The sequence below is a fragment of the Nonomuraea basaltis genome, from assembly GCF_005893125.1.
Lineage (GTDB): Bacteria > Actinomycetota > Actinomycetes > Streptosporangiales > Streptosporangiaceae > Nonomuraea > Nonomuraea basaltis.
The window spans coordinates 1-12,442 of sequence record NZ_VCJS01000072.1; the positions used below are offsets into that span (position 1 = coordinate 1).

Sequence of the window (12,442 nt, forward strand, 5' to 3'; positions counted from 1 at the left end):
GGGACGGGCGGGACGGCCGACGCCGAGCCCGGATCGCTGACGTTCTGGCTCTCCCAGCAGACACCCCAGTCGATCAAGGACGGGATCGCCGCCTTCGGCAAGCAGGACGGCGTCAAGACCGAGATCGTCACGGTCCCCGACCCGTTCGAGACCAACACGCTGACCAAGTGGACCGCCGGAGAGCGCCCCGACGTCATCTACTGGCAGCCCGCCACGAAGTTCTTCGCTCAGCTCGTCCCGCGGTCGAACCTGCAGGACCTGTCCGGCATGGACTTCGTCAAGAAGACGAAGTACCGGCTGGCCGCCGAATCCGGCGCATCGGACGGCAAGGCCTACACGGCCACCGTGGGCTTCCCGTCGATCTTCGGCATCTTCTACAACAAGGGCGTCTTCGCCAAGAACGGCGTGACGCCGCCGAAGAGCTACGACGAGCTGCTGGCGGTGTCGAAGAAGCTCAAGGACGCCGGGGTGGCGCCGATGTCGATCGCGGGCGGTGACGCCTGGACGATGCAGGTGCCGATCTACGAGATGCTCACCGACGCCGTCGCCTCCGGACTCGTCGAGAAGATCAATACGAAGGCGGCGTCGTGGACCGATCCGGCGGTCCTGAGCGCCCTGAAGGGCTTCAAGTCCTACGTCGAGGCCGGCTACACCAACCCCGACTACAAGACCGCCAAGTACACCGACCAGCAGTACGCGCTGTTGTCCGGCAAGGTCGCCATGGTCGCGCAGGCGTCGTGGATGATCTCGGCACTGGCGGAGACGGCCGGCGCCGGGAAGGTCGATCAGAGCATCGGCTTCATGCCCTGGCCCACGACCTCCGGCAAGGCGATGTGGCAGTCGTCGAACAACGCCTCGGTGATGTTGCCCAAGACGAGTGACGCGACCCGCGAGCAAGCCGCCCGCGACTACGTCGCCTACGCCACCACGACGGGCTACAAGGCCTACCTGGGCGCGGCGAAGGAGCCGTCGGTCATCGAGGGGATCACCGACCCGCCCGGGGTGTCGGTGCTGCAGAAAGCCGTCGGCGACGCCTACGCCGCGGGGGCGATCCCGAGCGTGGACATGCAGGCGGCGGCGAGTTTCGGAGATTTCCCGACGATGGTCGGCGAGCTGATCACCGGCAAATCGACCCCCGAAGACGTGGCCCGTCAGATGCAGGCGGAATTCGAGAAGAACGCGAAGCTCATCGGCGTCGAGGGGTTCTGACGATCATGCTGAGACAGCGACGCGGCATCGCGTTGCTCATGGCCCCGCTCGGATTGTTCGGCGCATTCTTTCTGCTGCCGAACCTGATGAACCTCGCCTTCGCCTTCACCGGCTGGAGCGCGTTCCGTCCGGCGGTCGAATTCGTCGGCCTGGACAACTTCCGCGATCTCGCCGATGACGGCATCCTCTGGGCAGACCTGCGCCGCACCCTCGTCTACGCCGCGGTGGTGACGCTGGCTCAGAACGGCGTGGGCCTGGTGCTGGCCCTCGGCCTGGAGCGGTCGACGCGCGGCAACCGCGCGCTGCGGGCCATCCTGTTCTTCCCGGTCCTGCTCGCGCCGCTCGCCGTGGGATATGTCTTCCAGGCCGTTTTGGCCTACGACGGGCTGCTCAACCGGTTACTCGGGACGCAGGTCGAGTGGCTGGGCTCGGTGGACTGGACGCTGGGTGTGGTGGCCCTGGTCCACGCGTGGAAATGGGTCGGGCTGACGGTGCTCATCTACATCGCGGGCCTGGCCGCCGTGCCGCAGGAGGTGCTGCAGGCCGCGCGGATCGACGGCGCGTCCGGCTGGCAGGTGTTCCGCCACGTCAAGTTCCGGCTGCTGGCGCCCGCCGTCACGATCAACGTCACGCTGACCCTGATCGGCGCGCTGAACACCTTCGACATCGTCCTGGCCACCACGCGCGGCGGCCCCGGCCGCGCCACCGAGGTGTTGAACGTCTACGTCTTCCAGCAATTCGGGACCGGAGCGTTCGGGCAGGCCACGGCCATGAGCCTGGTGCTGTTCCTGACGGTGGTCGCGGTCGCCGTCCCGCTCGTCGTCTACCTGCGCCGCCGGGAGGTATCGGGATGAACACCGGGTTCCTGCGGCAGGCCGCGCTCTGGGCGTTCGCGGCGGTATTCGTCGGCGTCCCGCTGTGGCTCGTTCTGGTGACGGCCGCCAAACCTTACGCCGAGGCGCAACACCTGTCCCTGGCGCTGCCCCAGACCTGGCACCTGACCGAGAACCTGGGCACGATCTTCTCCGACGGAGCGGCGGTGCGGGGCTTCGTCAACAGCTGCCTCGTCACCGTCCCGGCGCTGCTGCTGCTGTTGTTCTTCGGGGCGATGGCCGCGTGGGTGTTCGGCCGGGACCGCCGCCGCAGCCTGCGGGCGCTGTACTACCTGGCGATCAGCGGAATCCTGCTGCCGCCCGCGATCATCACCACCCTCCAGGTGCTCAAGACGGTCGGCCTGGACGGCACCCGGCTGGGCGGAGTGCTGTTCTACGCGGGCGCGTACATGAGCCTGTCGATCTTCCTGATGACCGGCTTCGTCAAAGGCATCCCGTACGAGATGGAGGAGGCCGCCCGGCTCGACGGGTGCTCCACACTGGGCGTGTTCCTGCGCATCATCCTCCCGTCGTTGCGGCCGGTGCTGCTCACCGCCGGCATCTTCCTCGCCCTGCAACTCTGGAACGACTTCTTCTACGCCTTCTTCCTGCTCAGGGGCACCGAACGGCAGACCCTGCCGCTGGGGCTGTTCAGCTTCGTCAGCGGCAACCAGTACCGGACGAACTGGCAGTTGATCTTCGCCGACGTGATCGTCGTCAGCCTGCCGCTCGTGGTGACCTATCTCGTCGCCCAGAAACGCATCGTCAGCGGACTTATGTCCGGCGCGGTCAAGTAGCAACTCACTTTCACAAGGAGACTCGTGTGCCATCATCTCTTCGCCGCACATTAAGCACCGTCCTGGCAGGGGTGAGCCTCATCCTCGCCACGACGACCGGTCCGGCTCATGCGGCCGCCACCGTCGACGTATCGGCCGACTACCGGGTCAATATCGTCGGCGGCCTGAACAAGGATCAGCTGCTCAACGTCTCGCAGGGCGGCTACGTCACGTTGCAGAACCTGCATGCCCTGCCTGACCACGCGGCCGCGCTCGCCGAGTTAGGGGTGCGCCAGCTACGCGTGGACCATGTGTTCGACGACGAATTCTACGGCGTGGTGAAGAGCGACGGGAATTACGACTACACCAAGCTCGACGCCGTACTGAAGCCGTTCCTTGATCAGGGCATCAAGCCGTGGATCAGCCTCAGCTACATGCCTCGCGCACTTCGGAAGATCCCGGCGGAGCTTTTCAGCCCTCCCGCCGACAATGCGGCATGGGCGCGCGCGGTCAAGGCCTTGGTTCAGCACTTCGGCCGTCGGGGGTGGAACTGGGAGGTGTGGAACGAACCCGACTTTTTCTGGAAGGGCACCTCAGCCGACTACCTCAGCATGTACGCGGCCACCGCCAAAGCCGTCAAGGAGGGAGACAGCTCCGCGCAAGTAGGCGGGCCGGGCGTCACGAAAGCCGGCATGCTCGGGGACTGGCTGGACTTCATCGCCGCCAACAGGACCGTGCCCGCTGACTTCGTCTCGTGGCACGACTACGGAGCCCCCACCTTCACCTCCGCCTCGACGGTCCGTGACGCGCTGGCCGCGCGCAGCCTTTCGGGCAAGAAGCTGTACGTCACCGAATGGCACGCCGGCTCCCGCATGGACAATGGTCCCGGCACCTGGCCGGACACTCAGCAGAGCGCCTCGTACGCCGCCCACCGGATGTTCGAGGCCCTCAAGGACACCGGGCTGAACGGGATCTTCTTCTTCACCGGGCTCGAAGGGTTGACCCCGCAAAAGGACTTCAACGGCGATCTCGGGCTGCTCACCGTGGAGGGACGCCGCAAGGCGGTCGGCAACACGTTCGCGATGCTCCAGTCCATGAGCGCCGTCAGGCTCGGCACCTCGGTCACCGGCGCGTCGAGCACCGCCACGCACGGACTGGTCACCCAAGATGCGGCAACGCGCAAGGTCAGCGTCCTGCTGTGGAACGACACTCTTGAGCGCACGCCCTTCAACGTGTCGGTGGACAACCTGCCGTACACCGGGAACTTCGCCGTCACCCGCTTCGACATCGACGGCACCGCGGGCACCTCCTGGTTCGACCAGAGCGCCGGCCTCGCCAACCAGCGTCCCAGCCCGAACGAGCTGCTGCGCCCGTCCTCGCGCGACGTCGTAGCGGCGACGTCGAAGTGGTCCACGTCGCTGACGCTCGAACCCAACGCCACCGCCCTGATCGAGCTGACGCCGGCCGACGGGGAGAGCATAGGGGCGAAGCCGGTGGCTCCCGTCGCCACCACCGTGAACCTGGCGCGGGGCATGGAGGTGTCGCACAGCACGGAGTACACCGCCCGGGGCTGGTTCCCGAAGGCGGTCACCGACGGGCGGCGATACAGCTACGCCAACGCCGACGCCGAAGGGGCCGACCCCACCATGGGCTGGACCTCGGTGGAGCACACGACCAACACGCCTCCCGCCCCTGAGTGGGTGCAGGTGGACCTCGGCTCCATCGTGCCCTTCGACACGGTGACGCTGTGGCCCCGCAGCGACCAGGCCGGGGACGGGCACAACTTCCCCGCCGACTTCACCATCGCCGGATCCGCCGACGGTACGACGTGGGACACCCTGATCTCTAGAACCGGTTACAGCCCGGTTCCCGGGCCGCAGGCCTTCCCGATCAGTTCGGACAAGCGGTATCGGTTCGTACGCGTCTCAGCGTCCAAGCTCGGCCTGCCGATCAAGGAAGGGGGCCGGGACGCGTACCGGTTCCAGCTCGCCGAGCTGGAGGTGACCAAGCGGGCCACCAACATCGGCGTGGCCAATCCCGGCTTCGAGACCGGCGCAATGAGCGGCTGGACGGCCACCGGCGCCGCCACCGTGGTCGACAGCGATTCCCGCTCTGGCAAGCACGCCGCCACGTTCGCCGGCGCAGGCAATGGTGTGAACGTCACCGTCACCGGACTGAAGCCCGCGACCACGTACACGTTCTCCGGATACCTGCGCTCCGGCACGCCGGGCGACAAGGTCCAGCTCGGCGTCAAGGACTACGGCGGCGCGGAGACCAGCGCATTCGTCGACGCCACGACGTACACCCCGACCTCGGTCACCTTCACCACCGGACCGTCCAGCACGAGCGCGAACCTGTTCGCGCGGAAGAACAGCGGCGTGGGCCGGGCGTGGTTCGACGACTTCGCCCTCGTTCAGAACTGATCCCGCCTCCTAGAAGGAGTTTCATGAGCAATCACGCCACTGGCGCGCTTCACGTCGTCCGCACCCGTACCGCCGATCTGCCCGCCCCGCTCGGCATCGATGACCGCCGGCCGTACCTGAGCTGGCAGCTGGACTCGGACCGGCGCGGGGCCCGCCAGTGCGCGTATCAGATTCAGGCCGCCAGCTCCGCGGCACTGTTGGTGTCCGGTCAGATCGACCTGTGGGACACCGGCCGCCTGGCGGGGTCGCAGCAGCGCATCCGGTACGGGGGCGTACCTCTCTCCTCGCGCGCGCAGGTCTACTGGCGCGTGCGGGCCTGGAGCGCAGAGGAACAACCGGGGCCATGGAGCGCTCGCGCGCGCTTCGAGCTCGGGCTGCTCGACCCCGCCGACTGGTCGGCGGCATGGATCACCCATCCACGCTGGGCCTCTCCGCCCGCCGACCTCGAATCCGCCGCACTGCCGCTGTTCGCACTGGACTTCACCACGGACGCTCCAGTGGAGCGGGCCCGGCTCTACATCACCGGCGTGGGCATCTGGACGGCCGCCATCAACGGCCGGCCGGTCACCGACGCGGTGCTGGAGCCACCGAACACCGACTTCACCCAGCGCGTCGTCTACACCACCGCCAACGTCACCGCGTTGCTCCGCCCGGGCGCCAACACCATCGGCGTCCAACTCGGCCCCGGCATCGCACACGTCCAGGACATCCCCGGCCGATACACCAAATTCGCCGGCACCCGCGCGCTCCCGGCCGCGCTCGTCCAACTCGAACTACACGCTCCGGACGGCACCCGTACGTGCGTGGTCAGCGACACGACCTGGCGGACCGCGCCCGGCCCGACGCTGATGTCGCATTGGTACGGCGGCGAGGAGCACGACGCCCGGCGAGAGTTGCCGGGATGGGACGCGCCCGGCCACGACCGATCGCAGTGGCAACCGGTCGTGACGGTCGACCGTCCGACGGTGCGGCTGGCCGCCCGCGCCTGCCCCCCGATCCAAGTGATCGACGAGCTGCCCACGCTGGAGATCACCCGGCCCGCCCCCGGCGTGCTCGTCTTCGACGTCGGAACCAACATCGCCGGCTGGCCACTCCTCGACCTCGACCTGGAGGCCGGACGCACCATCCAGCTGCGACCGGGAGAGCAGCTCACCCCCGCCGGGCTCGTCCTGCAGGACGAGCACAGCACCGGCGCGCCCATCATCGACACCTACATCACCCGCGCCGGGCAACAGCAATGGCATCCGCGCTTCACCTACCACGGCTTCCGCTACCTGGAGGTCACCGGCCTGCCCGATGATGCCGGCCCCCACTGCGTACGGGCACTCGTCCTGCGCGCCGCCAACGAGCCGATCGGCGCCCTGCGCACCTCCCACCCGCTGATCGACCAGATCCACGGCCTTGTGGACCGGGCGGTGCAGAGCAACATGTTCAGCGTCCTCACAGACTGCCCGCACCGGGAGAAACTGTGCTGGCTGGAGGAGACCCACCTCGTCTTCGACGCCGTGGCGCGCGGCTACGACGTCGCCGCCTACTACCGCGAACTGGTCCGCAACATGGCCGAGGCCCAGACCGAGACCGGCCTGGTGCCGAACACCGCACCCGAATACGTGATCTTCGAGGACCGCTTCCGCGACGACCCCAACTGGGGAAGCGCGATCATCATGGCCTCCTGGCTGCTCTACAAGGAGTACGGCGACCTCGAAACCGCCCGCCGCACCTTCCCCAACATGCTGCGCTACATGGACCACCTCGCCGGCCGGTCCGCCGGGGACACCCTGGAACACGGGCTCGGCGACTGGATCGCCACCGACGAGTCCACCCCCATCGCGGTCGCCGCCACCTGGGGCTACCACCGCGCGGCCACCACCCTGTCCAAGATCGCCACCGCCCTCGGTGCCCAGACCGAGGCCAAGCGCTACCGCGAACTCACCACCCGCATCGCCGCCGCCTTCCACGACCGCTTCTTCGACCCGGAAAACACTCGCTACGGCAGCGGTAGCCAGGCCTGCCACGCCTTCGCCCTGGACCTCGGCATCGCGCCCGAACTACGCGAGCCGACTCTCGACCGGCTGATCGACGCGATCGAGGCGGCGGGCCACCATCTGACCGTCGGCGAGATCGCCCTGCCGGCTGTCTACCGCGTCCTGTCGACGGCCGGGCGGCACGACGTTCTCTGCCGGCTGGTCACCGAGACCACCCCGCCGAGCTACGGTCACCAGGTGCTCGCGGGGGCCACCTCGCTGGCCGAGGCATGGGACGGGCCGACCCGGGGCCTGTCGCTGAACCACTTCATGCTCGGCGCCGTCGAGACCTGGCTGAGCCGATACCTCGGCGGGGTGGACCAAACCACGGAATCCATCGGATACCGGCACCTCACCATCGCTCCAGTAGTGCTGAACGAGCTCCACTCGATGACCTACACGACGCGCGTTCCCTACGGAGACGTCCGCGTCGCGTGGCGACGCCAGGACGACCGGCTCACTCTCGACGTCACCGTGCCAGTAGGCGCCACGGCGACGGTTCGCGTGCCCGAGCCGACGTTGATCCTCTCGGAGAGCGCGGCCGCCGAATACCTCGTCGGCTCAGGCACATGGCGCTTCGAGTCCGGCGGCGCACCGCGACAGACGCACGGCGGGCGGGCGGGTCTGGCAGCCCAGATCGCGGGACGCGTCGATGACGACGTCTAGGCGAGATGACAAGTTTCTGCCGCATTCAGGCAGGTGACCCTGGGAGATGTATTTCATGTCGTCAGAAGCACATGACGCCGCTGAGGCCCGCCATCCGGCATTGGGTGCGTTGGTGCGGGCCTGGCGTGAGCGGGCGCTGCTGACCCAAGAGCAACTGGCGGTACAGACAGGGCTCAACGTGCGTACCGTCCGGCGGTTGGAGACGGGCAAGCTGCGACGGCCGCGCACCACGTCGGTGCGGCTCCTCGCCGAGGCGCTGGACCTCAACGAAGGAGAGCTGTCGGTCCTGACCCGCGCCGCGAGTGGATTCCCGGAAGACCCCCGCCCAGCACCGCAGCAACTGCCCGCCGATATCGCGACGTTCGTCGGCCGGACGCGGGAACTGGCCGTTCTCGAGGACATGGGTGACGCGGCCACGGTCGTGATCACCGCCATCGACGGCATGGCGGGAGCCGGCAAGACCGCCCTGGCCGTCCACGCCGCCCATCAGCTCGCCCCCCGCTTCCCGGACGGTGATCTGTTCATCGACCTGCACGGCTACACGCAGGGCATGGTTCCTACCGACCCGGCCGACGCGCTCGCCCGCATGCTGGGTGTGCTCGGCGTCCCCGGAGAGTCCATCCCCCAGTGTCTCGACGACCGGGCCGCGCTGTACCGGACGGTGCTGGCCGACAGGAAGATGCTGATCTTGCTGGACAACGCCGCCGACGATGCCCAGGTGCTACCCCTGCTGCCCGGCAGGGGAAGCTGTCTGGTCCTGGTCACGAGCCGGCGGCGGCTGTTCGGCCTGGACGACGCCCGCACGCTGTCGGTCGACCTCATGCCGCTCCCGGACACGATCGCGCTGTTCACCGCGACCGCGGGACAGGAGCGTGTCGCGGATGCGCCGGCGGACGCCCTGGGTGAGGTGGTGCGGCGGTGCGGGCTGTTACCGCTGGCCATCCGGCTGGCGGCGGCCCGGCTGAGGGCCCACCCCGCCTGGAGCGTGACGCACCTGCTCGAGCGGCTGGAGCAACTACAGCGCCGGCTCAGCGAGCTGCATGTCGGGCAGCGCAGCATCACCGCCGCGCTCGAACTGTCGTACCGGGAGCTCACCCAGGACGTACGCCGCGCGTACCGGCTGCTCGGGACGCACGCCGGTACGGACATCGCGCCCGATGCCGCCGCCGCCCTGTTCGACACCACCGCCGCGCGGGCAGGTCAGGTGCTCGACCAGCTGCTGGAGGTTCACCTCCTGCAGGAGCCCGTTCCCGGCCGCTACCGTTTCCACGACCTGATCCGCGCCCATGCCGCCGTGGCCGCAGAAGAAGAGTCCGAGACCGACCGGCGTGCGGCGCTGAACCGGCTGGTGACCCACTACCGCTACGCCTCGTCGGCGGCGATGGACCACCTCTAACTCCTACGAAGCGGACATGCGGCCGCGTCTGTCGCCGGGCGAGGCGCCGGTGCCCCCGCGTGGCTGGAGGTGGAGCTGGCCAACCTGCACGCCCTCGCCCTGCACGGTTCCCCCGAAGACGTCCGTCACCGGGCGACCACCTTGCATTGGTGCCTGCGCACTCGCGGTCTGTACGCCGACGTCGAGATCATCCACACGCGCCTCGACCAGATCGCCCATGCCAAAGTGACGAGGCGAGCAGATCGCTCGGACGTCAGCCGGACTCCAGAGCTTCAGCCCACTCCAGAGCTTCAGCCCGTCAGGGCTTGTGGAGAGCCCGGTGCGCTTAACAGCGCACGCCGGGTTCGGGAGGCGGTTCGGGGAGACCCGCCAGTGGCAGCACCGGCAGGGCGCCCCGGTCCGACCCAACACGGCGCCCCCACTCGGCCGCCTGCAGCCGTGCAGGCTCGCGCCGTTCCTGCTCCGCGGGCGTGTATCCACCCCTTTGCCCCTATCGCATACCCGGTGTACCCCTGATTGCGCCCTGAAATGCCCGGTTGTTGCCCTGGTTGCCATTAGAGCGAAAGAGGTACCTTTCTCGCAATGGCCGTTCTTCATCTCAGGAAGAGAACCGCAATGCGCAGGGTCGGGTTGTGGATCAGAAGAACAGGCATTGTGCTGGGTGCGCTTCTACGAGTGCCGTTCATCAATGCGGTGCAAACGTAGACGTCAGCGACCGGCACTGGGACAACAAGTTCTGGCAGAGGGGAGGGAAGTACGGCACAGCACTGATCACCGGTCCCGGAGCTTTGCCGGGGTCATGTGGTTCACCGGAAAGATCCAGCAGGAAATCACAAGGCATGAGAGAGGGAAAATGAAGAAAATGACATGGGCTGCCGCGATTGCCCTGACGGCCGGTCTTCTGACTAGTGCGGCACCCTCCGCAGCGACGGCCTCACCAACGGACAACGAGGTTCACAATACGAGCACGATCGCCGTCGGCGCCGTCCAGGTCTGGAGGGAGGCCGCCTGTGTTTACAGGCAGGGTTGTTACGATGACCTGATTCCAGCCGGGCAATATTCAGGCTACCGGTACACGGCTGCTGTCTACTTCGGAGACAACTATTGCCTAAGAGTCCGCGCCTGGCTGCCGGGAGGTGGTCTGGGGCCCGTAGACATCACCCGCGAGGGGCCCGCGTGGTACGTATTCAACAGTGTTCATCCTGGTTTCGACGTGAGGGCAAGGCCGATCGGCGATGCCGGCTGCCAGCGCTCGGCAGAGACCTCCAGGGATGCAGGGGACTTTGTTCAGGCCAAGCAGTAACGCTGAGGGGCCCTGAAGGCACTTATCATGTCGGACAGTGCCTTTCCGCTGGCCGGAAGCCGCTTATTTCTCGACCGCCTTCGGGGGATAAGCGGCACTCCACAAAGCGCGGGCTGTTGCAAAGGCGATCCCGGCTGGCGGGGTCGCCGTCAAGAGGGTGAAAGGTCGGGCTCTTCTGGTGGAGCCGGGCCGGTGATCAGAGCGGTGTGAGTGGCGAACGCGTCCAGGACGGCGGGGCGGTACTGCATCCGCCGACGGCGCGTGCGCATCAGGATCGCGAGTTCGTCCAGGCGGCCCAGGCTGCGTTCGAGGTGGGACCACAGTCTCGGCCGCGTTTTGCCCGGCGGTAACCGGCGTCGAACCGCGCGAACAGTTCGCGCTCGGGCTGGGTGAGCGGCTGACCCGTACGCGGTTCACCGCCGCCGGGGTCGCCGGAGACCGATGCTGGGCGGCATACACCGAGGACGGCGGAATCGGCAGCGGCAAGACCACTCGGCGCTTCCGATCGTGGTGAGACCGCGGCCGAGCAGGTCGTGTACGTCCCTGCCCGCGCCGTGCCCCGACATGAAAGTTTCACTGCGAGAAAGTGGCGCTGTTAGCGGTTGGCCAGCGGCTACGTGTTTCCGGCAGAGGCGGCACCCCTCCGTCGCATTGACGGAAGGAAAGCGCTTTCCTACCGTTGCGGTCGTTCGCTCATATGAGTGGCGTTCACAAATGTGAACGAGAGCCAAGAAACGACCCGCGAGCACAGGAGGAGTACAGAGATGCAACGCACCTCCAAACTGGTCATCGGCCTTACCGCCGCGATCACCGGGCTGGCCGTGGGCGCGCCGCCGGCGTCGGCCAACACCGCCCTGGTCGGATGGGCCACCCAAGGCGGCGGCACCACGGGCGGCGGCAGCGCACCCACGACGACGGTGAACTCGTCCTCCGCCCTGTCCAGCGCCCTGTCATCCGGTTCCGCCGCGGTGATCAGGGTGTCGGGGACGATCTCCTGCTCTGGCATGCTCCGCGTGGCCTCGAACAAGACCGTCATCGGCAATTCCGGCGCGGTGATCGCCGGCTGCGGCTTCAACGTCTCCAACGCGTCCAACGTCATCATCCGCAACCTCACCTTCCGCAACTGGGGCGACGACGCGATCAACGTCCAGTACTCCACGCGGGTGTGGATCGGCAACAACTCCTTCAGCAGCGGCGGCGACGGTGCGGTGGACATCAAGCGCGCCAGCGACTACGTCACCGTCTCCTGGAACAAGTTCTCGAGCCACGACAAGACCATGCTGCTCGGCCACAGCGACAGCAACGGCTCGGAGGACCGCGGCCACCTGAGGGTGACCTACCACCACAACTGGTTCGACGGCACCGGCCAGCGCCACCCGCGCGTACGCTTCGGCAATCCGGTGCACGTGTACAACAACTTCTACGCCAACATCGGCGACTACGGCGTGGCGTCCACTGTGGAGGCGGGCGTCCTCGTCGAGGGCAACTACTTCGAGAACGTCGATGACCCCTACCACCGCGGCGAGGGCAGTTCCCCCGCGGGCAACCTCGTCGCCCGCAACAACCACTTCGTGAACTCCGGCAGCGGCAGCGCCGGAGGCAGCGTCGGCTCGATCCCGTACTCCTACACCGTGGACACTCCGTCCAACGTCAAGTCGATCGTGACCGGCGGCGCAGGCGCGGGCCGCATCAGCATCTGAGGGCCACATGACGCACACGGGGTCGGCCGCGCTCCTGCTCGGCCGACCCCGTGGGTCATGGACACGATGTGCA

The 12,442-nt window shown here is 67.6% G+C and carries 8 protein-coding genes; all 8 read left to right on the forward strand.

What is annotated here, in order from left to right:
- Positions 1-1,209: extracellular solute-binding protein (locus tag EJK15_RS30460; RefSeq protein WP_138713924.1), on the forward strand; the 1,209-nt coding region annotated here is incomplete at its 5' end.
- A 5-nt stretch (positions 1,210-1,214) separates the two neighbouring features.
- On the forward strand, positions 1,215-2,063 hold the full coding sequence (locus EJK15_RS30465; RefSeq protein ID WP_138713925.1) for a carbohydrate ABC transporter permease: 849 nt from the start codon (positions 1,215-1,217) through the stop codon (positions 2,061-2,063).
- Entirely contained in the window at positions 2,060-2,878 is an 819-nt protein-coding gene (locus tag EJK15_RS30470) for a carbohydrate ABC transporter permease (protein WP_138713926.1), read from the forward strand. Before EJK15_RS30465 ends, EJK15_RS30470 begins: the two co-directional genes overlap by 4 nt.
- A 26-nt stretch (positions 2,879-2,904) precedes the next feature.
- Positions 2,905-5,280 carry a GH39 family glycosyl hydrolase gene (locus EJK15_RS30475; protein WP_171074619.1) on the forward strand — a complete coding sequence of 792 codons (2,376 nt, stop codon included), beginning with the start codon at positions 2,905-2,907 and terminating at the stop codon, positions 5,278-5,280.
- A gap of 23 nt (positions 5,281-5,303) precedes the next feature.
- Complete coding sequence (locus EJK15_RS30480; protein WP_138713928.1) at positions 5,304-7,970, forward strand: alpha-L-rhamnosidase; 2,667 nt, start codon at positions 5,304-5,306, stop codon at positions 7,968-7,970.
- Between the two features lie 55 nt (positions 7,971-8,025).
- Entirely contained in the window at positions 8,026-9,366 is a 1,341-nt protein-coding gene (locus EJK15_RS30485) for an ATP-binding protein (protein WP_171074620.1), read from the forward strand.
- Between the two features lie 799 nt (positions 9,367-10,165).
- The gene (locus tag EJK15_RS73020) at positions 10,166-10,669 is read left to right on the forward strand and encodes a hypothetical protein (protein ID WP_138713930.1); all 504 of its coding nucleotides are present in this window, start codon (positions 10,166-10,168) and stop codon (positions 10,667-10,669) included.
- 764 nt (positions 10,670-11,433) lie between these two features.
- Positions 11,434-12,369 (forward strand): pectate lyase family protein, encoded by a 936-nt coding sequence (locus tag EJK15_RS30495; RefSeq protein WP_138713931.1) that lies wholly within the window; start codon positions 11,434-11,436, stop codon positions 12,367-12,369.
- The last annotated feature ends 73 nt before the right edge of the window (positions 12,370-12,442 follow it).

Bases quoted from the DNA above. Each gene is read 5' to 3' on its own strand.
- EJK15_RS30465 (WP_138713925.1), top strand. From the start codon at position 1,215: ATGCTGAGACAGCGACGCGGCATCGCGTTGCTCATGGCCCCGCTCGGA.
- EJK15_RS30470 (WP_138713926.1), top strand. From the start codon at position 2,060: ATGAACACCGGGTTCCTGCGGCAGGCCGCGCTCTGGGCGTTCGCGGCG.
- EJK15_RS30480 (WP_138713928.1), top strand. From the start codon at position 5,304: ATGAGCAATCACGCCACTGGCGCGCTTCACGTCGTCCGCACCCGTACC.
- EJK15_RS30485 (WP_171074620.1), top strand. From the start codon at position 8,026: ATGTCGTCAGAAGCACATGACGCCGCTGAGGCCCGCCATCCGGCATTG.
- EJK15_RS73020 (WP_138713930.1), top strand. From the start codon at position 10,166: ATGTGGTTCACCGGAAAGATCCAGCAGGAAATCACAAGGCATGAGAGA.
- EJK15_RS30495 (WP_138713931.1), top strand. From the start codon at position 11,434: ATGCAACGCACCTCCAAACTGGTCATCGGCCTTACCGCCGCGATCACC.